Source organism: Opitutus terrae PB90-1 (genome assembly GCF_000019965.1).
GTDB lineage: Bacteria > Verrucomicrobiota > Verrucomicrobiia > Opitutales > Opitutaceae > Opitutus > Opitutus terrae.
The window spans coordinates 2080696-2102725 of sequence record NC_010571.1; the positions used below are offsets into that span (position 1 = coordinate 2080696).

The window sequence follows — 22030 nt, forward strand, 5'->3', positions numbered from 1 at the left end:
TCAACCGAAGCGACGGCTTGAGCGTAAGCCTCGTAGTCGGAAGCGAGTTTCAGCTGCGTGGCGGCTATCGGGGAAACCCGCAGGCTGACACCGATCAACGATCGTCCGGCCGGCTGGCCGGCTTCGCTAGTTTCAGCGGCTTGCGCTGCGAGATGGCTGCGCGGGGAGCGCGGGCGCCGTCGCGCCCACCGAAAACGCAAGCAGGGTACCGTCAACGGCGGCGCCGATGAGTTTCCCCTCAGTTAGCAGCAGCGAGCCGGTAAAACCGCTGAACCCGCCGCGCGGGCCGTCGGGCACGACATGACGCCAGAGCGGCGCGCCGGTCTGGCGGTTCAAGGCGACGATCGCGCCGATATGCTTGAGCACGGTGCCGGCGATGTTTTGGCCCGCCGTTGCGGCGAAAACGGTTCCGCCGGAGACCACCGGCGTGCCCCACGACAAACCGCCGACGTCCGTGGCCCATTTTTGTTCGCCCGTCCGCGGATCCAACGCGCTCACCCGGCGATAGTCCGATCCGCCGAGGTAAAGTATGCCGTCGACCACGCGCGGCGTCGATTCCACCCACGAGAACCAGAACGTGTTTCGCCAGGCCACACGACCTGAACGGTCGAGCCCGTAGAGCAGGTAATCACGTGCGCCGACGACGATCCGGTCGCCGATCACCACCGGCGTGGAAACCACCGCGCCACCCAGGGTGGTGCGCATCGATTCGCGCCGGCTGCGGCGATCGAGGGTGATCACCGTGCCGTCGAAGGTGCCGACGAGGAGGTCGTTGCCGTCAAGACCGAGTGGGGCGTAGATCGGTGCGCGGGCGTCGTAGCGCCAGATCGGGCGGCCGTTGCGGGCGCGGATCGCATGCACGCCTCCATCGGGCGAGCCAACGTAGAGCACGCCTTTCGTGTCGATCACCGGCGCCGCGGCGCGGTGATTGAACGTGGGGTTTTCCGGGAGGCTCGCCCCCGCGGGAAGCAGGGGCGTTCGCCAGCGGAGCGTGCCGTCGAGCCGCGAGAGCGCGACCAACTCGGCGTGAGCATCAAGCACATAAACGGAATCCTGCGTCGCCAATGGCGCGCCGTAGAGCGCGCGCGATCCCGTCCATGTCCACACCTCGCTGCCGTCGGTGGCGCGCAGCGCGTGGACCTTGCCATCGATCGCGGCGACATAGACGAATTCCGCAAAGCCCGCGGGACTGGCCCACACGCCGGCGTCGAGCTTCCGCGTCCACGTCGGAGCCGGCGCGGCGGGATAGACCGGCTCGGGCGGAGGCGGAGTGAACTCGCCGCCGCGGCGCAACTCGACGCGCAGTTTCGCGGGCCCGAAGGTGCCGGTCAGCCGGTCGTCCGCGAGCGAGAGCGAAAGATCGAGCGGGCGGAGCGTGAATGCGGATCCGTGGATGTCCGCTGCGCCGAAGTTCGCGCTGTGCAGGAACATTGCGGGGAAGTGTACGCTGACGAGCACGCCGTCGGAGGTGGACGTGAATGCGAGGCCGAACTCCGTCCGCGTATTTGGGGCGATGATTTCGCCGGTCCAGACGCCTTCGAACACTGGCGTTGCGACGTCGGCGGGTGCGGCGAGCGCGAGGCCGGCGCAGCCACAGACGAACAAGAGAAAACGCAGAGCCAGGGCCATGGCGCCGTTCAACGCGGTTCTCGCTCGGTTGGCAAACCGGATTCCCCGGACGGCTTTCCGCGGCGTGCGTTCGTGCGCGGCACCGACATGGCGACGCTCGTCGAGCATTTCCGGAAAAGACGAATCGGGGAATCCCGGACTTCTGGCGTCCGCTCGTGATTCCGGTCCTACCGCCGGAACAAAGCGCGAGGCGTTTCGACGAAGCGGCTGACGCGGCATCCGCCGTCCTTTGCCATGAAAACCCGCCGTCCTTTCCCGTTCGTCGCCAGCCTGGCATTCGTTGTCGCCGCGTTGGCGGCATCCGCTTCAGCAACGCGCGCGCAGACCGATGCGCCGCGGGCGGCGACTCCCGTCGTGACCAGTCACGAGTTCCTGCTGCAGGGTGAAGTCATCGCCCGAAACGAACTGGGCTTCACCGTGCTGAGCCGTGGGTCCGAGTTGCAGATGGTTCGGGTCAGTCGAACGACCTCGATCAAGAAAGGCGCGGAAACGATCCGGTTGGCCGATGTCATGGTTGGAGACAAAGTGAGCGTCACCCTCAAGCGTGGCGCCGACGGCAATCTGCTCGCAGTCGACGTCGCCGTGCGCACCGGCTTCGAGCCGCAGGCTTAGGATCTCCGCGCGACGCGCTGATCGCAGCGATCAGGCGTGTTGCGCGCTGAGTCGCCGGCGACGCGCCCGAGCCACGCGAATGGCGGGATAGCGAACGGCGCCGTGATACAGCGCGAGCAGCACGAGCATGCCGATCGCCGCGTAGACCAAACCCTCGACCGTCGTCGGGACCGCGGGCCGGTAGATTTCCCACGTGGCGCTCGCGATGCTGGTGTCGACGTGCCGCAGAAACACGAAGGGCTTCTCCCAGATCGTCGCGTTCTGGATCGCGGTCTGAGCCGTCTGCAACTCCTGCACGCGGGAAACCGCATGGCTCATCACGCCCCCAAGTTTGGCGACCGCCGCGTCGGTGTTGGCGCTGGTCTGCCGGATCAGCTGCTCAAGCGTGACGCCGGACTGATCGGCGACACGCTGGAACTGAGCGAGTTGCCGGCGCGCCTCGTCCAGGTGGCCGCCGAGTCGTTGCAGGTACTGTTGCATGAACTCCGGCGCCTGTGAAAAAAGCAGCGTGCCGATCACGCACAGCACGCGGTCGAGCACACCGTCCCCGGCGCCGAGTAAGGCACGGCCAATCTTCATCGGCGGCATGGTGTTTTTCGGACGACGCGAACGCAAGCGGCCATCTACGGGACGCGAGCGCTGTTCACCGACGCGGCGGCGCCGCAGGCATTCGTCGGAGAATCCGGCGCGGGCTGCGCCGGAAATTCACCATCGCGACAGCCGCCGCCTGCTCGATGGAGCGGCCGCTGCGCGCGTGCTAGGTTCCGCGTTTCTACCGAACCAAACGAGAAAGGCTTTTTCATGGCAACGTTGGCACAACCCTCGACCGAAGCCCCGGCGCATTACGCCGACTTCGAGCAGCAATTCATCGCCGGGCGCTGGCGCACCGGCACGAGTCAGCGCGTGCAGCGCGATCTCGATCCTTACACGGGCGAGACGCTGGTCGAGATTCCCCAGGCGAGCAAAAAGGACCTCGATGAGGCGTATCGCTCCGCCGCGGCTGCCCAACGCGATTGGGCGGCTCGCCTGCCGGGCGAACGCGCTGCGGTGCTGCAGCGTGTCGCCGCGATCATGGAAGCGCGGCACGAGGAAATCGTTTCCTGGATCATTCGCGAATCCGGCGGCACGCGAATCAAGGGCACGCTCGAGTGGGCGGCGGTGCACGCGGTCGCGCTGGAGGCGACAACGCTGCCGCACCTCGTTGAAGGTCGGATCGTGCCGAGCGACCTGCCGGGCAAGGAGAGCCGCGTTTACCGCCAACCAGTGGGCGTGGTCGGCGTGATCAGTCCGTGGAACTGGCCGCTGCAACTCACCGCGCGTTCACTCTTCCCGGCGCTCGCGGTGGGGAACGCGGTCGTCGTGAAGCCAGCCAGCGACACGCCCATCACGGGCGGGCTGCTGTTCGCGAAATTGCTCGAGGAAGCCGGGCTGCCGGAGGGCGTGTTGAGCGTCGTCGTGGGCGCCGGCAGCGAGATCGGCGACGACTTCGTGACGCATCCGGTGCCGCGCGTGATCTCGTTTACCGGGTCGACGCCGGTGGGCCGCCGGATCGGGCGATTGGCGATGGAAGCGGCGGTGATCAAGCGGCTCGAGCTCGAGCTCGGCGGCAACAGTCCGTTCGTCGTGCTCGACGATGCCGACATCGAACACGCGATCGAGGCGGCGGTGTTCGGGAAATTTCTCCACCAAGGCCAGATTTGCATGATCGCGAACCGGTTTATCGTCGATGACGCCGTTTACGACGAGTTCGTGCATGGTTTCGTCGACCGCGTGCGCGCGCTGCGCGTGGGCGATCCAAACAAACCCGACACCCTGATCGGTCCGATCATCAACCAGTCGCAGTTCGACGGACTGCAGAAGAAGATCCGCCAAGCTCGCGCGGACGGACTCGAGGAGTTGCTGGGGTCCGACGCTTCGGGACTGGTGCTCCCGCCGCACGTGTTCGGCGATGTGCCGAACGAGCATCCCTTGGCGCACGAGGAGATCTTCGGGCCGATCGCGCCGATGGTCCGGGCGCACGGCGAGGAGGACGCACTCCGACTGGCGAACGACACGAGCTACGGGTTGTCCAGCGCGGTGTTCACGCGCGACGTCGAACGTGGACTGCGGTTCGCGCGGCGAGTCGAAGCCGGCATGACGCACATCAACGACCAGTCCGTCAACGATCTGCCGTTCAGTCCATTTGGCGGCGAGAAGAACTCGGGCATCGGCCGGTTCAACGGCAAGTGGGCCGTCGATGCGTTCACGACGGATCACTGGATCACCATCCAGCACACGCCGCGGGAGTATCCGCAGAACGCCCAGGCGATCGCGGGTCCATGGGGCGGAGGATGAGGAGAGAGCCGGAAGTCTAGAGCTGAGAGTCTAGAGCCGAGAGCGGAGGCCTCGCGACGAAAGCAGGGCCTCCGACACGGTTTGCGGGCTGATCAGGAGGTAGGGCCCGTCCGCCTGGCGGGCCCGGAGGACCGCCGCGTGCAGAAAGAGGTCGGCGGGCCCGACGGTCCCGCCCTTGCGCTGTTTGTAGCCGGGGTCGTTGACCCCGGCCGTCAGTCGTGCGCCCGCGTCAGACGCGAACTCAGCGACTGGTCGCGGCGGGCTCGAGCCACACGGCCATCTCGCTAGGGGCGCGGTTCGCCCACGCGAAATACGGGATAGCGGTGAACGGGCCGTCCTCGGCCGTGATGACCGTGATACCGTCGAGAAGCGCATCGCGCCGCTCGGCCCGCAGCGTCTCCAGCGGCGGGAGTTGGGCGGCGAGCGCAGAACCGCCGAGATCGACACCTTCGACGCAATAAACCAGCGGGCCGCGGTGCAGCGCGAACCGGCCCACGTCGTCGGCAATCGAGGCGTGCGCCTTGACCAGTCGAATTTCCATTGGCAGCGCGAGCTGCACGCGATCGCCAGCCTGCCACGACCGGCGCAGCACCGCGTAACCGTGCTCCATCGTCGGCGTGACCGGCTTGCCGTTCACCGTCACCACCGCGTGTCCGACAGCCGGATTGGCAAACGCATACAGGTCGCTCGGAATCGCTTCGTCGCGCGCCCACCCCGGAATCCGCAGCGCCAGCTCAAACTCGCCCGCCGGCTCCTGGCCGGCTGGATCGACCACGATCTCGACATCGCCGGACCACGGATACGCAGTGCGCTGGGTCAACCGGACCGCGTGGGAGCCGAAGCGCAGCGTGGCTTCGCTGCCGACGTACAGGTTGGCATACACCCGCTCGGGCGTGGTCGCGTAGACGTAGCCGGGAATGGACGGGATGAACCGGCAGATGTTGCTCGGGCAACACGCGCAGCCGAACCAGGCTTGACGCACGATCTTGCCGTCGGCGGCGAGCGGATTGGGATAGAAGAAGCGATCGCCGCTTAGCGACACGCCCGAAAGCACGCCGTTGTAGAGCGTGCGTTCGAGCACGTCGAAATAGCGCGCCTGGCCGTGTAGGTAGAATTCGCGGGCATTCCAGTAAACCATCCCGATCGAGGCGCAGGTTTCATTGTAGGCTTTCGCGTTGGGCAGCTCGTAGGCGCCGCCAAAGCCTTCGTGTCCGCCCACCGCACCGATACCGCCGGTGAGATAGAGTTTGCGCCACACGATGTCGTCCCAGATCGCGTCGGTCGCCTTGAGGTAGGCGCGATCGCCGGTGAGCGCAGCGACATCGGCCATTCCGGCGAACATGTAGGTGGCGCGGACGGAATGCCCCACCGCCTCCTTCTGCTCGGTGACCGGAAGGTGCGCCTGATTGTAGGTTTCGCCGCCGTGGCGGATATCGAGGAAATATTTTGCGAGATCGAGGTACTCGCGCTTGCCGGTGACGCGATAGAGCTTCACCAGCCCCATCTCTACGATCTGGTGTCCGGGATAATACGCCGCGCGGCCCGGGCCAAAGTCGTGGCAAAGCAGATCCGCGTTCTTCAGCGCGATGTCGAGCAGCGTGCGCTTGCCCGTTGCCTGGAAATGAGCCGCGGCGGCTTCGTAGAGATGGCCGCAGTTGTAGAGCTCATGGCTGAGCTTGGGATCGGCCTCCCACCGTTTCGCGCTTATCCACTTGTGGAGCTTGTGCGGGTTGATCGTGCGCGACGTGTAGAGATAGCCGTCCGGCTCCTGCGCCGCACGGATGATCTCGATCAGCTTGTCGACCTCCGCCTCGAGCTTCGGATCGGGGAACGTCTGGAGCGAGTAGCTGGCGCCCTCGAGAATCTTGTAGATGTCGGTGTCATCGAAGGGAAACTCGGTTCCAAACTCGCCCGGCATTACGTGGGCGGCTTTCAGGAAGTTGTCCACGCGCCCAGTGTCGTAGCACTGCTTTAGCGCGATCGGGATGGTGACCTCGTGGTTCCGGCGAATCCGCGGCGCCCAGAAATCGTCGCGCACCGTGACTTGGAAAAAGGGGACCGGGTGAATCGGGTAGTCGTCGGCGGCGAAACCCGCCGTGGCGAACAGGCTCACGAAAACCAGGAGCAGGCGGGGCGGGATGCTCATGCGTCGAACGCTGGGCCGGCCCGCGATGCCGCTCAACTGTGATCCTGCGAGACCGTAAAGCGACGCGGCTGATGGGCCAGCGTGTGCGCTAGCCTGGATATTTCATGAAATATCCGCCTCCTGGCCGACTCTGTCGGGGCTAGCCGCGACAAGGTCGCTCCGCCGCAGGCGGACGGAAATTTCGGACGGAGCTTCACTCCTGTTCATGAAATTTCCGGGCTCACTTCTGGACCTTACCGATGAACACGCCCCGCCAGAAAAACAAAACACCCCGCGGCGGTCGCTCGCGGGGTATTTTGGTAAGGCGCAGCGCCGTGAACGCTGCGCGAGATGAAGGGAGATTATTCAGCTACACTTTGGGTGGCGGACTCAGCTTTCTGCCAGGCGCGACCGATGCGTTCCTTGGTGGCGTCCCACGTCTCGGCGGTCGCGTTGCTGATCTCGGCGCTGGCGCTGCGGAGTTCGTCGCGGGCATCGGCGAGCTGCCGCGAAGCGGTGCCGCTGGCCGTCGCGCTCCGCGCCTCGATGCTTGCGGCCATGGCGTCGGCCTTAGCCTTCAGCTCGTTGCGCTGATCGTAGGTGTAGTCTTTAACGTTGTCCCAGCGATCCGCCATCGCGGTGGTGGCGCTGCTGGCAGTCGTCCCGGCTGTACTCGGAGTCACGGCGGAGGAGGTCCCGCTGCTGGTCTTGTCGGTCTTGGAGCAGGCGGTGAAAAGGAGCGCCGTGCCGACGGCGAGAATGCTGGTGAGCGAGAGGAAGGATAGTTTGGTCGATTTCATAGGTAGGGATTGGGTGAGATGAGGGAAGCCAAGCGTGGCCGCTGAATCCTTCACGGAGCCGGCGGCGAGCCGCGAAACAGGCCCGCGATGATCGCGACCAGCAGCAGCACCAGGAAAATGTAGAACAGGATACGCGCGACGTCGGTCGCCGCGCCGGCGACGCCGGTGAAGCCGAAGACCCCGGCGATGAGAGCGATGATGAGAAACGTAATGATCCAACGAAGCATAGGGGCGGCCGAGTTGAGGGTGAGAACGCTGGCGACGCGCCAACGCCGGGCCCCGTCTTGCTTGAGCGATGCCAGTCTGGCTTTGTTGCGGCTTAACCCGCAGGAAATCAGTTGTTTAAAAATACGGTGCCCGTGCCGCAGTCCTCGCAGCGCGCGGGGATTCGATGCAATTTGCGGCGGCGGAAGCCGCGCCGCCGTGCGACGTGCAAGGAGCACTCCCGCGCCGACACCGACCGTATGCGAGGCAGACGGGCGGTCGCGGCAGCCTTCTGTGAATTCTGTGTTTGCACATCTGGTGCGCTCTGCGGCGGGCGCGACGTTTGACAAGCTGGCCCGCGCTGGGTCGAGAAAGGGTTGCCCGCTGTTATCAGACACGGGGACCGAGCCGCGGGCGCCAAAACTCAGCCAATCTATTTTCTTGCCCCGCACGGGGCGGACGTATGTTTTGCCCCTCCCGCTGCGCCCAGGTGGTGGAATTGGTAGACACGCAGGTCTCAGAAGCCTGTGCTTAACCGCATGGGGGTTCGAGTCCCCCCTTGGGCACCATTCTTCGCTGCTGCGGAGCTCCGGATGGCACGCCAGCCTGACAGGAGCGCCGGACGATCGGAGGGCGCCTGTTTGCGCCAATGATCGAAGGACCAAGCTGGACTCCCTCAGCGGGGCGTCCTCCCAGCCGGTCCCGAGACACAACGCCGGCCGAAGGGGCTGCGTCACCGCCCCTTTGTTGCCAGATGATGCTGCAGGACCGCGCGGCCGACCGCTCCGTGCTCAGGCGTGGGCGCCGGCGAAATGCCGGCAGCCGGCCTCCTCGCCGCGGTGCGTGCAGATGCCGCAAAACGCCTCGATCTCCTCGGCGGCAAACCGGCGCGTCGCGGCGACCAGCTCCGCCAAGTCCTGCTCGGTGCTGCGATGCAGCGGTTGCTCGGCTTGCAGCGTGACGGCGGCCTCAAGCAAAGCCTGTTCGCCGGCCTTGAAGTAGGCGAGATACGGATTCCGATTGCAGCCGCACACCGGTACTTGGATCGCGTGCGCGGTCTGCAGCGTCAGCTTGCCCGGCGAGCGCTTGCCGACCGCCGCCAGGATTTTTTGCACCGAATCCGGGATCAGGTGCACCAACGTATCCGGCAGCGCGAGCGGACTGTTGGCCGGCTCGATCCGCAACAGGACAGCCCAGTGTTCCCGAATCTGAGGCTGGCGGGCACAAAGAGCTTCGAGGAAACCGGGTGTCATTGGTCAAGTTTACTGGGTGAAGGCAGGCACGCTTCTCCTTCCTTGCCGAAAATTCGCCTTTGCTTGCACTATCTTCGTACGGCCGCGGTGCGGATTCGTGGCGGGCGACCCCTGTTGAAAAGGTGGGACCCGACCGCCGGGCGGGCCGGAAGGATGAGCGACCGTCGAGCGTTGCGCGCCGGGACACGGCGATCCCGACCTACCTGTGGACCTTTTTTTCGACCACCTGCTCGAGGCTGTCACACCTCATTCATGCAGCCGTTTCCGAAGTAGGGCGGGCATTCCGTTGCCCGCCGGAAGTTCGCTCGATGTTCGCGACGCTCACGGAGTGAGCGCCCTACCTCGTGCAGGACCGTCGCGGTTCGACCGAGCGTCGCAGCGCCCGCTACGGCGAGATGAGCCCTTTGCGGATCGCGAACCGCACCAGGTCGGTCTGCGTCTGCAGACCGAGTTTGCGCAGCAGATTCGTGCGATGAGTCTCCGCCGTGCGCGGGCTGATGAAAAGTTTCTCGGCAATCTCGCTGTTGCTCGCGCCCTCGGCGGCGAGTTGCAGCACCATCCGCTCGCGCGGCGTGATGCTCTGCAACGGGTCGGAGTTGTCAGCGGGCTTCGTCACGAGCGCGTTGATGGCCCATTCGGACAGCGGCGCGCTCAAAAACCGGCGGCCGGCGAGCACCTCCTTCAGCGCGTGCACGATCTCCTGTGACTCGGAGCCTTTCAGAATGTAGGCCATCGCGCCGGCGCGCAGCGTCTCGATCACATACGGTTCGTCGTTGTGCATCGAGAGAATGATCACGCGCGTGTGCGGACTCGACGTGCGCGTCTGGCGCAGCACCTCGATGCCGTGCAGCCGCGGCATGTTGAGGTCGAGGATGAGCACGGTGGGCTTGTGCTTCTCGACCAACTGCACCGCGGCGAGCCCGTCCGCGGCCTCCGCCACGACCTGGCACCCACCGTCGGACTCGAGCACGGTGCGCAGCCCGCGACGGACAATCTCATGATCGTCGGCAATGATCGCGGTGTTCATGACGAGGGAGCCGGCGCCGGCCGCAGCGTGAATTCCGCGTGGATCCGCGTGCCCTGGCCCGGTTGCGAGAAAAGTTCGAGCTCGCCGCCGGCGAGGCGCACGCGCTCGGCGAGTCCGGCGAGGCCGATGGAATTGTGTTTGGCCAACGCCGCCGCGGTGTCGAAGCCCCGGCCGCGATCGGAGATTTCAACGTGCAACGCCTGGTCGTCCGCGGCCACCGTGACGACGGCCGAGGGTGAGCCGGCGTGCCGCGCGATGTTGGTGAGCGCCTCCTGCACGATCCGATACACGGTGGTCTCCAGCACTGCGGGCAGCCGTTGCTCCGGCAGCGCGATGTCCAGCTCGACGGCGATGCCGGTTTGCTGGCGGAACCGGTCGACGTGCCACTCGAGCGCAGGCCGCAAACCCAGATCATCGAGCATCCGCGGTCGCAACTGCAACGTCATCTCGCGCACGGTGCGGATCAGCTCGTCGGTTACGGCCAGCGCCTCGGTGAGCGCGGAGGGATCGCGGCGCGTGGCTTCGAGCCGGAAGCGCAGTCCGGTGAGCAGCTGGCCCACCTGGTCGTGCAGCTCGCGCGCGATCGAGCGGCGTTCGTCCTCCTGCACGGTGAGCAACCGATTCGAGAGCGCCTGCAGCCGCGCGGCATTCTCCTCGGCGCGGCGCTCGGCCTCCTTGCGCACGCCGATCTCCCCCTCGAGATCGCGCGTCCGCTCGCGGACCTGATCGCCGAGCGAGCGATTGAGCTCGGCGAGCTCGGCGGAGAGTCGCGCGTTGAGCCGGTCGGTGTCCGCCCGCTTCAGCACGTGGTTGAGCGAGAACACCAGCTCGGGCAGGCAGCCGTCCTTGTAGAGCAGAAAGTCGAGCGCCCCGAGTTGGAAGGCGGCGATGGCTGTCTCGCTCGAGCGGCTGCCCGAGAGCACGAGCGCCGGCGTGTCTTCGGCGACGGAGTGGAGCTGCCGCAGCACCTCCAGCGTTTCCTTGTCGTCGAAGCCCGGCCCAACCACCACCGCATCGAAGCCGATCTCGGCGTGCGTGAGATTGTCGAAAGCCGTCCGGTCGACCGTCGTGAGCTCGAGCCGCGAGGAATTGTGGGCAAAGAACTCGGCGACCTCGCTGCGCGTGCCGTCCTTCGGTTCGACAAACACCACGCGGTGGTCCCGCGGTGGCGCCGCGACCTCACGCCGGCGGCGATGGCGCTCGGCAACCCGGCGGGTGATTTCGGGGATCCGGCGGAAATCCGCGGAGTTCTTGTCGATGCAATCGACCGCGCCGGCGCGCAGCGCGCGGACGGCGAGGGCATTCTGTCCCTGCGCGCTCACGATCACGACCGGCGTCGGATCGCGCCGCGCGGTGAGTTCGCCCAGCAAGCGCAGCCCGTCGATGTCAGGCAGATAGAGATCGAGGAGCACCACGTCGTAGCCGCCCCGCTTCAGCGCCTCGAGACAAGCCCGGCCGGAGTCCACCTGGTCGAGCGCGCAGCCGCCGGCGTCGCGGTAGAACAGAAGCTGAACCATTTCAGCTACCTGCGGATCGTCTTCAGCGTGGAGCACTCGAATCATGCGAGCGGTGGGAGATGCGCGACGATGATTGCTACGAACGGGCGAGCCAACCGATTTCTGCACGCACGGTTTGCCCTCGCGGAACGCGTGAGCGTTTCGGCGAAAGCCTTGCCGGCTTCCACTCCGAGAGAGTGGACGAGGTCACGATTCCCCAGCACGTCCCGGGAGATCCCCTAGTCGCGTCGGGAAACCCCTCAGCGGAAATCGACAGTCCCGATTACGTAGGCGCACGGATATTGGGAAATCCCTCCTGCGCCTACTCTCGGCGGCATGAAAACCGCCACCGCCACTCGCAGGAACGCGTTCCGCGCGTTGGTGAGTGGGGCGGCGCTGCTGGCGGTGCTCTTCACGAGTGGCTGCAACACGGCTTCGACGCAGTCGAACCTGACGCTCTTCGTCGAGAACGCTCCGCTGCCGACGCTGGTCGCTCGGGGCGGCGAACTCACCGCAGCGCAGGCCGAAGCGCGACGCCATCGCGGTTCTTTCGCGGTGCTCGGCGAAGGCAGTTCGATGGAGCCCGTTTATGTGGCGGGCACCGCGCTGGTCATCCGCGCTGGCGGTTACCAGACCCTCCGCCCGGGAATGCCGGTCGTGTATGCGAACACGCGGGGCGTCTCGGTTGCCCACATGGTCGTCGAGCAGACGAACTACGGCTGGGTGGCGGTGGGGCTGAACAACGAGAGCCACGACAGCGAGCTCGTGACTGCGGACAATTTGGTTGGGGTAATCACGCACGCGTTTGCGTCCCAGACCGGGTCGCTGCCACAGGAGGTGGCGGCCCGGATGGCGCTCAACGACCAGATCCGCCGCGGCGCGAAGGTCGCGAGCTTGGGTCGCTAAGCCGGGCGTGGGTCGCCTGACCTGAGGCGTTTCTTTCAACCTTCCCGCCTCGTACCGAGCTCCGACACGCCCGCATTCAAACGCAACCCAACAACCGGTCAGCGAGAGGAGGTGAGAGCGAAAGGCAATAGCTGTCTGCAGGATGAGAAAGAAGGCACAGAAGAATGGGCCGGATGCGCCGATTGATCGGATGTCCGCGATGATCTCCGATCCAGCCGTCTTCACCTTGGGCTCGCTCACGCCCGACACGCTCGTGCGTGACGTGCGCCATTTGCCGGCGGCACCCCGGGTCTTGCCGCGGCTGAAGGCCCTGTTGAGCGATGCCAACTCGTCGCTTCACAACGTGGTCGCGCTGATCCGGCTCGACGCCGTGCTCGCGGGTCGCGTGCTGCAGATGGGCAACAGCGCCTACTACAGCCATGGCGTGCGCTGCCTGTCGGTGGACGAGGCGATTCATCGCGTGGGTTATGACCAGGTTTACGAGCTGGTGTCCTATGCGGTCGCTTCGCAGGTGCTGGTTCGTCCGCTCGAGACCTACGGCATCGACGCGAACGAGCTCTGGGAGCAATCCGTGTCCTGTGCGCTCGCCGCCGAGCTTTTGGCGGAACGTTGCGGCGAGGAGCGGGAAGTGGGCTACACGATCGGGCTGCTGCATGCGCTCGGGATGGTGGCGATCGACGATTGGGCGCTGCGCCGGCAGCCGGGATTGCGGCTCACGTCGAAAGGTTTCCCGCAAGAGGCGAGCGACAGCGAACGACTTTGCCTGGGGTTCACCCATGCGGAGGTCGGCGGTGCGCTACTCCAATTCTGGGATTTTCCGCGGGAAATGGCCGACCCGGTGCGCTACCAATACGCGCCCCGCGCCTGCGCGACGCATCCGCGGCTCGCCTGCCTGCTGCATGCGGCCAAATGGCTGCGCAGTGCGGTTTGCGGGCCGGCCGACGAGCGTCCGCCGCTTCCAGCCGCGGGAATCCAGCAAATGCTGGGGCTGGCCGGCCGGCTCACGAGCCTGAAGAGCGAACTTGAGCGCCGGCTGCGCGAGGTGCACTCGTTGCTTTGCGTCGAACCGCCGGCGACGGTCGACATTCCCTTGGACTTCCCGAATCGGGTCTGGCGGGCCTGACCGGTGGAACCCGCCGTCCCGGCGGGCCAGAAATGGGCAGGCCCGGCGGGACGCCGGGCTCCGCCGAATCGCGGTAGGTCGCCTGCTAGCGCCATCGCGCCAGAAGCTTTGATTACCGGCGATTCGTGGTCATTAGTCGTGCCTCATGGCTGCGGATCAATCCGACCTTTTTGCCGAAGAACCGGCGTTCCCGCCCGCGGCGGCGCGGTCACGCGCGGCCAACCAGCCGCTCGCGGCCCGCATGCGTCCGCGTCGGCTGGCCGAGGTGGTGGGACAATCGCACATCCTGAAACCCGGCAGTTTGCTGCCGCGGCTCGTGGCGCAAAACCGCTTCGGCTCGCTGATCTTCTACGGTCCGCCGGGGTGCGGCAAAACCAGCATCGCGGAAGCGATCGCGCAGGAGACGAACAGCCGCTTCGTTCGCGTCAACGCGGTGATGTCGAATGTGGCCGAGCTGCGGGAAATCCTGCACTCGGCACGCCGGCTGCCGCAGGCGTCGACGATCCTGTTCATCGACGAGCTGCATCGGTTCAACAAATCCCAGCAGGACCTGCTGCTGCCCGACGTGGAGGAGGGCACGGTGCGGCTGATCGGCGCGACGACGCACAATCCCGGTTTCTACGTCAACCCGCCGCTACTCTCGCGCAGCCACCTGTTCCGGCTCGAGCCGTTGTCGCCCGCGGCGGTGACCGGCGTGCTGAAGAAGGCGCTCGCCGACGAGGAGCGCGGGCTCGGCGCGCGGAAAGTCACCGCCGACGACAAGGTGCTCGCCGATCTCGCGGTGCTGTGCGACGGCGATCTGCGCCGGGCGTTGAACGCGCTCGAGGTGCTGGTGCTCGGCCTGCCGGAAGGCGGCGTGATCACCCCGGCCGAGTTGGAAGTGTTCGCGCGCGAGCGGCGGATCCGCTACGACGCCGACGAGGACGAACACTACGACACGATCTCGGCGTTCATCAAAAGCTGTCGCGGCAGCGATCCGGATGCGGCGCTGTATTGGCTGGCGAAGATGCTGGCCGGCGGCGAGGACCCGCGGTTCATCGCGCGGCGGCTGGTGATTCTCGCGAGCGAGGACGTGGGCTTGGCGGATCCGCAGGCGCTGCCGCTCACGGTGGCCGCGCACCATGCGGTCGACTTCATCGGCTTGCCGGAGGCGGAGCTCACGCTGGCGCACGCGACGCTCTACATCGCCACCGCGGCGAAGAGCAACTCGGCGACGCTCGCGCTCGGCGAGGCGCACCGCGCGTTGAAGGAACAGCCGGTGCAGACGATCCCGGCCGCGCTCCGCAGCAAGAGCGGGCAGGCCAACAAGCGGATCGGCCAGGGCCAGGGCTATCTGTATTCGCACGATCATCAGGAAAACATTTCCGGGCAGGACTACCTCGAGAAACCACTGACGCTCTACACGCCGAAACCGGTGGGGTGGGAGGCGAAGATCGTGGACCGGCTTGCGCGGTGGAAGGAGCTCAAGTCCCGGCTGCAGCAGCGCGCATGACCCGCGGGCGGCGATTGACCGGTTGCGAGAGCCAGGGCGCGACGCCATTCCAGTAACCGCACGGTGAAAGTTGTAGGGCTGCCGCTGGCCGGCAGCCGCGGACTACACCAGAGCGTCCAACGCGTGCCCGGCCGGCGGCGAGCACCGGCCCTACAGGGAAGAGCGATTCGGTTGCCAAAACGAGTTTCCGGATGGCCGCCGGTCCCAGGCTTGCCGCCGCGGCCGATTGCGCCACTATGCCGTCATGAAACGCATCCGGGCAGGACTGATCCTCACGGTGGTGTTGATGAGTACCGGCGCGCTGGCCGCTGCTGCTCCGGCCGGAAAACCCGCGGCCGACAAAACCGCGGAAGAACCGCAGATCGCGGGCGTCGAAATTCCGCGACCGAACGGCGCGTTTCTTGGACTGGAGATCGTGCGCAACAACTTCGTCCTCTCCTTCTATGACGCGAACAAGGAGAAGGTCGCGCCCGACGTCGCGCGGGCGACGATGCGCTGGCCGGTCAAATACCAGCCGACGGACGAGCGCACGGTGTTGAATCCAGGTGGCGACGGCACGTCGCTCACCTCGCCGAAGGTGGTGCGTCCGCCGCACAATTTCCGCGTCTTCATCGCGCTCTTCGTCGAGGGCAACGATTCCGCCGTCGAAACCTACAGCGTCGACGTCCGCGGCTGAGCGCGCCTCACGCGGAGGTCGCATCTCGTAGGGCCGGCGTTCACCGCCGGCCGCGAGCGTGTCGAGAGGCGGCAGCCCTACGGCTTCATGGATCCCACCTGAGCCGCCCTGCCGCGATTGACAGGCGTGCACCGCGACATGATTTTCCCGCCCATGTCCGCTTCCACCCACGCGCCGTTCGATTCGGTCGAGTCCGCGATCGCGGATATTGCCGCGGGTCGGCTGGTGATCGTGACGGACGACGAGAACCGCGAGAACGAGGGTGATCTAATCATGTCCGCCGCGAAGGCGACGCCGGAGACGGTGAACATGATGATCCGCTACTGCAGCGGGATCGTCTGCGTGCCGACGCTGGAACCGCAGCTCCGCCGGCTCGGGCTCGGGCCGATGGTGCAGCAGAATCGCGAGGTGCAGCGGACCGATTTCGCCGTGAGCGTGGACGCCGCCGAGGGTATTTCCACCGGCATCAGTGCGCATGACCGGACGCAGACGATCCGGATTCTCGCGAACCCGGAGTCGCGGCCGGAGCAGCTGGTGCAGCCCGGACATGTGTTTCCGTTGCGCGCGAAACCGGGCGGCGTGTTGGAGCGCGCCGGGCACACGGAGGCCGCGGTGGATCTCGCGTTGCTCGCCGGTCATCCGCCGGCGGGCGTGCTGTGCGAACTGGTCAACGACGACGGCACCGTGCAGCGGCTGCCGCAGCTGATCGAGTTCAAGCAGCGTTTCGGTCTGAAGATGATTTCGATCGCGCAGCTGATCGAGCATCGCGCGAAACGCGACCAGCTCGTCGAGCTCGTGTGCACACGGCCGTTCGTGTCGGAGTTCGGCGAATTCACGCTGCACGTGTTCCGCAGCCGGCTCGACAATCGCCACCACCTCGCGTTGGCCAAAGGGCGCCTCGGCCCGGAGCCGACGCTGGTCCGCGTGCACAGCGAGAATCTCCTCGGCGACGTGTTCCGGATGCGCGGCGTGGACACCCACCACGTACTGGCCTCGGCGCTGCAGGCCGTGGCGCAAGCCGGATGCGGCGTGGTGCTTTACATGGAGCACGCCAACGGCGGCGCGCAGCTAATCCACCGGCTCGACGCCAAGCCGGGCGAGGCCACCCCGGGCATGAGCATTCGCGACTACGGCATTGGCGCGCAAATCCTTGCCGCACTCGGTCTGAGCAAGATCCGGCTGCTGTCGAAAAGTGCCCGCAAGGTCGTCGGGCTCGACGGCTACGGACTGGAGATTGTTGAAATCGTCCGGCTGTAAGACGCCGCGCCAGGGGACGCCGCGCGGCGGCGTGCAGCTCACTTTTCCGATCTAGGCGGGATGGCATGCCGCGCGGCCCGGGGTCTCGCCGCGGGGGTGGGAGGGAAACGGAAATGCCCTTCGCCTGGTGGCCTCCGCGAGTTTTAGGTTGCGGACTGCGGCCCGCGCCGCGTCGATAACCGGCTCCATGAGCCTGGCCGCACCCACTGACACCGCCATTGATGGCACGACGCTGCGCGTTGGCATCGTGGCCGCGCGTTTCAACGGCGACCTGGTGGACGCGTTGCTCGCGCGCGCGCAGGAGCGTCTGGCCGCGGCCGGCGTGAAGCCGCGCCACCTCACGCTGGTGCGCGTGCCCGGTTCGCACGAGGTGCCATGGGCCGTGCAGCAACTCGCGGCCCGCGGCCGCCGCGACGTGGTGATCGCCCTCGGCGTACTGATCGGCGGCGAAACGTCGCATCATGAGATGGTCGGGCAGAGTGTCTCGTACGCGCTGCAGCAGGTGGCGCTCACGACCGGCACGCCCGTGATCAACGGCGTCATCGTGGCGAACACGCGCGCGCAGGCCGAAGCCCGCTGCCGCGGCCGGATCAACCGCGGCGTCGAATTCGCCGCCGCGGCGCTCGAGATCGGCACGCTGAAAAAAGAACTTTCCCGATGAGCAAAGCCCAATTTGCCCAGCGCCGCGACGGTCGCGTGGCTGCGCTGCAATACCTTTTCGCCTGGAGCATGAACCGGCCGCGCAATCTCGCGGAAGATCTCCGGGTTTTCTTCGAAAACATGGAGCAGCCGCGCGACCACTACGCGTTTGGCGAGGAGCTGATCCATGGCGTGATCGAGCACAGCGACGACATCGATGCGCGGATCAAGGGCCTTGCCCACAACTGGGAGTTCGACCGGATCGCCAAGATCGACCTGACGATCCTGCGGCTGGCGATTTTCGAGATCCTGCACCGGAAGGACATTCCGCCGGTGGTTTCGATCAACGAGGCGATCGACCTGTCGAAGCAGTTCTCCAACGCCGATGCGAAGCGGTTCATCAACGGCATCCTCGACCGGCTGAAGGATCAGGTGGGCCGCGACGCGCGCAAGGCGGAGTGAGCGATTGCCGATCGCCGATTGGTGACTGCCGATTGCCAATCGCAACCGGCGGATAGATTCGGCAATCGGCAATCACCAATCGCCAATTCTGATGTTCGGGCTTTTCAAAAAATTCAAAGACGGGCTGGCGAAGACGGTCTCGACGATCGCTGCGAAGACACACGGCCTGTTCGGCGGCCGCAAGATCGATGCGGCGTCGCTCGAAGAGCTCGAGGAGGCGCTGTATGCCGCAGACTTCGGCGTGGAGACGACCGAGGAGATCCTCGCCGAGATCAAGGCCGCCTACGCGAAGGACAAGACGCTCCAGGGTCAGGCCGCGGCCGCGATTGGCGCGGCGGTGCTGAAACGCGTGCTGGCCGGCAGCGAGGGGGCGTTGGATGGAGCCGGGGCCGGTGGCCCCGGGCCGGGCTCAGCGAGCCCGGCTACATCAAAGGAGCCGATCGTGATCGCGATGATCGGCGTGAACGGCTCGGGCAAGACGACCACGGCGGCGAAACTCGGCTGGCGGCTGAAGGAGGACGGCAAGACCGTCACGCTCGCCGCATGTGACACGTTCCGGGCCGCGGCGGTCGAGCAGTTGAAGACGTGGGCGACCCGATTGGACCTCGAAATTGTGGCCAGTCACACCGGCGCGGATTCGGCGGCAGTGGCCTTCGACGCGTGGCAGGCCGCCAAGTCGCGCGGCCGCGATTACCTGATCGTCGACACCGCGGGCCGGCTGCACACGAAGCACAATTTGATGGAAGAGCTGGCGAAGATCCGCCGCGTCCTGCAAAAGAACGATCCCACGGCGCCGCAGCACCGCTGGCTCGTGGTCGACGGTTCGCTCGGTTCGAACTCGATCGAGCAGGCCAGGGCGTTCCACAAGAGCTTTGGACTGACGGGGCTCGTGGTGACCAAGCTCGACGGCACGAGCCGCGGCGGCGCGATCGTCGGCATCTATCGGCAACTAAAATTGCCGATCTACTTCCTCGGGCTCGGCGAACAGGCCGAGGACCTGCAGCCGTTCAGCGTGGAGAATTACGTGAACGCACTGTTCGGGCTCGACTAGCCCGGATATTTCCTGGCGCAGCGGCGCTGCAACCGAACCAAACCCTTTCCACAGGAATCGATGGAAGCCCTCAGCGTTTCCGCCGCTGCAGGAGGGTGACGACCAGTAGGAGCGCGAACGAGAGCACCAGCAGCATCGCGGCGAAGGCGTGGGCCGCGGCGTAATCGAGTTTCTGCACCTCATCGTAGAGCGCGATGCTGGCGACGCGGGTCACGCCGGGGATCGAGCCGCCGATCATCAGCACCACGCCGAACTCGCCCAAGGTGTGGGCGAAGCCCAGCGTGAGCCCGGCGGCGATGCCGCGCCACGCCAGCGGCACGTGCACGCGCCACCACACGCGTGCGGGCGCGGCGCCGAGCGCGGTGCCCGCGTCGAGCAGTTCCCGCGGCACGCCGCGCAACGCCGCCTGGAACGGCTGCACCGCGAATGGCAGGGAATAAAACACCGACGCGATCACGAGTCCGGTGAACGAAAACGCGAGCGGCGTGCCGAACGCCGCCTGCCACCAGCTGCCCGGCGGATGGTTCGGCGAAAAGCCCACCAGCAGATAGAAGCCGATGACGGTCGGCGGCAGCACCACGGGCAGCGTGACCAGCGTTTCCACCACCGGCGCGAGCCGCCACCGCGACGTGTTCAACCATTGCGCGAGCGGCAAACCGACAGTGCCGAGCACCAGCGTGGTGATCGCCGCGAGCCGCAACGTCAGCCCGAGCGATTGCCAGAGCGGCGCGGAGAGTCCGAGGAAGGTGGAGCCGGGATCAGTCAACGCGCTCCACGCTGGTCATTGCCGGCCGAGCGTCCAATCCCGAACTTCGGCCCTTCCGCTCACCGGACGACGAGGCACCTCGTATCCGAATCGGCTCAACACCGCTTGCGCCGGCTCGCTTTGCAGGAACTGCAGGTAACGCGCCGCCGCCGGATTCGCTGCGCCGCGGCGGGTGAGCACGGCGCCTTGCGCGAGGGGCGAATAGAGGTCGGGCGGCACCGCGAGCCAGCGGCCGCGCTCCTTGAGTCGCGGCGAGAGCACCAGCGAGAGCGCGACGAAGCCGAGGTCGGCGGAGCCGGTTTCGACGAACTGCGCGGTTTGGCTGACATTTTCGCCATACACCAGCTTCGGCGAAAGCTGCGACCAGAGTCCGGCGCGCTCGAGTGCGCTGCGGGCGGCGCGGCCGTAGGGCGCCGAATCGGTGTTCGCGATCGCGATCTTCTTCACCGCGTTCCAATCGAGGGTGGCGAACGAGTCGAGCGCCAGCGCCGGATTCAGCGTCCACACGACGAGCCGGCCCTGCGCAAACACGATCAGGCTGTCCGGCTTTGCGTGACCGGCGGCGAGCAACGCGCGCGGATACTCCAGATCCGCCGACAGGAACACGTCGTAGGGCGCACCGTGGGTGATTTGCGCGACCAAGCTGCCGGACGCGCCGGTGGAAACGGTCAGTTCGATGTCCGGCTCGGCCGCGCGAAATGCGCGGTGCAGCTCGTCGAGCGCGTAGACGAGATTGGCTGCAGCCGCGACGGCGACCCTGGGGTGTTCGGCCGCGGGCGCGGAGCCGGCCACCCACGCCAGTCCTGCGCCGGCGAACAGCAGTCGAAAAAAACGCGTGAAACAAAAACGGAGGCTTCCCACCGGGCCAAAAGTTCTGCACGGTCCACCATACATTGCGCTTTTTCGGTTCGTTCCGCGCTGGAACGCACCGCTCGCGGCGGCCGCTGGCCGCCAGCCGGCGTGGAGACCGAAAAGCCTGTCGATCATGGCGCGGATATTTCTGAAACAGTTTTCAACACGGGGCGTCACATGGCGCGTGAGTTCAAGCACTTTTCTCGGCCGCGGTCCGGCGCGGCTGCTGACGGCGCTGCTCTGCGGGCTGGTGGGCAGCTTCGCCGCGCGGCCGGCGGTCGCCTTTACCGAAGTGCGGGGGCCGTCGTTCGCCCAGAGTTCGCGCGTCCCGGCGACGGCGAATCCGCCGGCGGCCGCGGCGGAAAAACCCGCGCTCGACCAGCTGGTGTTCAAGGATGGCGATCGCGTGCGCGGCAAGTTGGTCGAGCACGCCGGCAATGTACTGGTGTTTCAATCGGAGCGCTTCGGACTGCTGCGCGTGCCGACGAGTGAGGCCGAGGTGATTCTGGCGCAGCCGGTGGGGCCCGCGGTGGCGACGACGGCGACGCCGGACCAGGAAGCGGCGGTGGCCGAGCGTGTCGAGGAAGGGGAGGTCTCGGTGGAGCGCTGGCCGTTCTCGCCGCTCCAGATGGCCGCGGCGCTGAAGGAATTTTTCGGTTCCTGGCACGGTCGGTTCAGCGTGGCGACGGAGGTGCTCGAAGACGCGCGCCAACACGGCAGCGCGACGGTCGAAGCCAAGCTGCAACGCAAGTGGAAGAACGACGAGGTGCAGCTCACCGGCCGCTACGACTACGCCTCGACGAACGAAGTCGCCGCGACGGACATGGTCAAGGCCGACGGAGTGTGGCGGCATGATTTTCCGCGCAAGCTGTTTTCCGTTTATCGGCCCTCTGTCGAATGGAACCGGCAGTTCTACCGCGACGGGGCGCCCTCTGATTATGTGCTCATGCAGCAGGAAGTCGGTGCCGGCGTGAACCTGTTCAACACCGACACGCGCAAGTTGCGCGCGGGCGTGTCGGAAAACTTGTTCGACGTGTGGGTGACGCCCACGGACTTTCACACGTCGCACGCCGTCGAGTCCGTGTTTACGGAGATCGAGGCGAAGCTGCCCTGGCGCATCACGCTGACGGACCGCAGCGTGTGGTACTACTCGATCGCGTCACAGACCGACGGCTGGGAAAACCGTTTTGAGGTCAGCAAGAAACTCACGGAGACGCTGACGATCGCGGCGCGGCACGATATCCGCCGGAACAATCCGGACGAACGCGCCGCGGACTACGAGCGCCTGCGCGTGTTGTTCGGCGTGGACTTCTAAGGTTTGCGCCT

At 66.3% G+C, this 22030-nt stretch carries 21 protein-coding genes and 1 tRNA gene; 12 read left to right on the top strand and 10 right to left on the bottom strand.

The window, feature by feature from the left end; all coding sequences use genetic code 11:
• Positions 1–132: 132 nt before the first annotated feature.
• The gene (locus OTER_RS08620; RefSeq protein ID WP_158305394.1) at positions 133–1629 is read right to left on the bottom strand and encodes an outer membrane protein assembly factor BamB family protein; all 1497 of its coding nucleotides are present in this window, start codon (positions 1627–1629) and stop codon (positions 133–135) included.
• 234 nt (positions 1630–1863) lie between these two features.
• Between OTER_RS08620 and OTER_RS08625 the strand changes: the two genes are divergently transcribed.
• Positions 1864–2241, top strand: a complete 378-nt coding sequence (locus OTER_RS08625; protein WP_012374514.1) for a hypothetical protein — start codon at positions 1864–1866, stop codon at positions 2239–2241.
• Positions 2242–2271: 30 nt separating this feature from the next.
• Here the strand turns inward: OTER_RS08625 and OTER_RS08630 are convergent, their stop codons facing one another.
• Positions 2272–2829, bottom strand: a complete 558-nt coding sequence (locus tag OTER_RS08630; RefSeq protein WP_012374515.1) for a DUF2937 family protein — start codon at positions 2827–2829, stop codon at positions 2272–2274.
• A gap of 213 nt (positions 2830–3042) precedes the next feature.
• Between OTER_RS08630 and OTER_RS08635 the strand changes: the two genes are divergently transcribed.
• Positions 3043–4575, top strand: coding sequence for an aldehyde dehydrogenase family protein (locus tag OTER_RS08635; RefSeq protein WP_012374516.1), 1533 nt, complete (start codon positions 3043–3045; stop codon positions 4573–4575).
• A 241-nt stretch (positions 4576–4816) separates the two neighbouring features.
• Here the strand turns inward: OTER_RS08635 and OTER_RS08640 are convergent, their stop codons facing one another.
• The 3 genes from OTER_RS08640 to OTER_RS25110 form a co-directional block, all read right to left on the bottom strand.
• Positions 4817–6721 carry a glycoside hydrolase family 127 protein gene (locus OTER_RS08640; protein WP_012374517.1) on the bottom strand — a complete coding sequence of 635 codons (1905 nt, stop codon included), beginning with the start codon at positions 6719–6721 and terminating at the stop codon, positions 4817–4819.
• Between the two features lie 341 nt (positions 6722–7062).
• Positions 7063–7500 (bottom strand): hypothetical protein, encoded by a 438-nt coding sequence (locus OTER_RS08645; RefSeq protein ID WP_012374518.1) that lies wholly within the window; start codon positions 7498–7500, stop codon positions 7063–7065.
• A gap of 50 nt (positions 7501–7550) precedes the next feature.
• Positions 7551–7727, bottom strand: a complete 177-nt coding sequence (locus OTER_RS25110) for a DUF1328 domain-containing protein (RefSeq protein WP_012374519.1) — start codon at positions 7725–7727, stop codon at positions 7551–7553.
• A 461-nt stretch (positions 7728–8188) separates the two neighbouring features.
• Here OTER_RS25110 and OTER_RS08655 point away from each other — a divergent pair.
• Positions 8189–8273, top strand: a tRNA-Leu gene (locus OTER_RS08655).
• 222 nt (positions 8274–8495) lie between these two features.
• Here the strand turns inward: OTER_RS08655 and OTER_RS08660 are convergent.
• From OTER_RS08660 to OTER_RS23955, 3 genes are all read right to left on the bottom strand, one after another.
• On the bottom strand, positions 8496–8957 hold the full coding sequence (locus tag OTER_RS08660; protein ID WP_012374520.1) for a hypothetical protein: 462 nt from the start codon (positions 8955–8957) through the stop codon (positions 8496–8498).
• Between the two features lie 385 nt (positions 8958–9342).
• A complete protein-coding gene (locus OTER_RS08665) occupies positions 9343–9984 on the bottom strand; it encodes a response regulator (protein WP_012374521.1) in 642 nt (213 codons plus the stop codon).
• The gene (locus OTER_RS23955) at positions 9981–11546 is read right to left on the bottom strand and encodes a response regulator (protein WP_012374522.1); all 1566 of its coding nucleotides are present in this window, start codon (positions 11544–11546) and stop codon (positions 9981–9983) included. The genes OTER_RS08665 and OTER_RS23955 overlap by 4 nt, the downstream gene beginning before the upstream one ends.
• A 270-nt stretch (positions 11547–11816) precedes the next feature.
• On the opposite strand from OTER_RS23955, the gene OTER_RS08675 reads away from it, so the two are divergent.
• The 8 genes from OTER_RS08675 to ftsY all read left to right on the top strand — a co-directional run bounded on the left by OTER_RS08675 (position 11817) and on the right by ftsY (position 19086).
• Positions 11817–12386 carry a S24/S26 family peptidase gene (locus OTER_RS08675; RefSeq protein WP_012374523.1) on the top strand — a complete coding sequence of 190 codons (570 nt, stop codon included), beginning with the start codon at positions 11817–11819 and terminating at the stop codon, positions 12384–12386.
• A 199-nt stretch (positions 12387–12585) separates the two neighbouring features.
• Positions 12586–13509: an HDOD domain-containing protein gene (locus OTER_RS08680; protein WP_158305396.1), complete on the top strand. Its 924-nt coding sequence runs from the start codon at positions 12586–12588 to the stop codon at positions 13507–13509.
• Between the two features lie 145 nt (positions 13510–13654).
• Complete coding sequence (locus tag OTER_RS08685) at positions 13655–15001, top strand: replication-associated recombination protein A (RefSeq protein ID WP_012374525.1); 1347 nt, start codon at positions 13655–13657, stop codon at positions 14999–15001.
• A gap of 244 nt (positions 15002–15245) precedes the next feature.
• Positions 15246–15677, top strand: coding sequence for a hypothetical protein (locus OTER_RS08690; RefSeq protein WP_012374526.1), 432 nt, complete (start codon positions 15246–15248; stop codon positions 15675–15677).
• Between the two features lie 153 nt (positions 15678–15830).
• Positions 15831–16934, top strand: a complete 1104-nt coding sequence (gene ribB / locus OTER_RS08695) for a 3,4-dihydroxy-2-butanone-4-phosphate synthase (protein ID WP_012374527.1) — start codon at positions 15831–15833, stop codon at positions 16932–16934.
• Between the two features lie 187 nt (positions 16935–17121).
• Positions 17122–17595 carry a 6,7-dimethyl-8-ribityllumazine synthase gene (ribH, locus tag OTER_RS08700; RefSeq protein WP_012374528.1) on the top strand — a complete coding sequence of 158 codons (474 nt, stop codon included), beginning with the start codon at positions 17122–17124 and terminating at the stop codon, positions 17593–17595.
• Positions 17592–18035 (top strand): transcription antitermination factor NusB, encoded by a 444-nt coding sequence (nusB, locus tag OTER_RS08705; protein WP_012374529.1) that lies wholly within the window; start codon positions 17592–17594, stop codon positions 18033–18035. Before ribH ends, nusB begins: the two co-directional genes overlap by 4 nt.
• A gap of 91 nt (positions 18036–18126) precedes the next feature.
• Positions 18127–19086, top strand: coding sequence for a signal recognition particle-docking protein FtsY (gene ftsY, locus OTER_RS08710; protein WP_012374530.1), 960 nt, complete (start codon positions 18127–18129; stop codon positions 19084–19086).
• Between the two features lie 70 nt (positions 19087–19156).
• Here ftsY and modB read toward each other — a convergent pair whose 3' ends face one another.
• Both modB and modA read right to left on the bottom strand, forming a co-directional pair.
• Positions 19157–19852, bottom strand: coding sequence for a molybdate ABC transporter permease subunit (modB, locus tag OTER_RS08715; RefSeq protein WP_012374531.1), 696 nt, complete (start codon positions 19850–19852; stop codon positions 19157–19159).
• A gap of 15 nt (positions 19853–19867) precedes the next feature.
• Positions 19868–20713, bottom strand: a complete 846-nt coding sequence (gene modA, locus OTER_RS08720; protein WP_158305397.1) for a molybdate ABC transporter substrate-binding protein — start codon at positions 20711–20713, stop codon at positions 19868–19870.
• 175 nt (positions 20714–20888) lie between these two features.
• On the opposite strand from modA, the gene OTER_RS08725 reads away from it, so the two are divergent.
• A complete protein-coding gene (locus OTER_RS08725; protein ID WP_148218054.1) occupies positions 20889–22019 on the top strand; it encodes a DUF481 domain-containing protein in 1131 nt (376 codons plus the stop codon).
• The last annotated feature ends 11 nt before the right edge of the window (positions 22020–22030 follow it).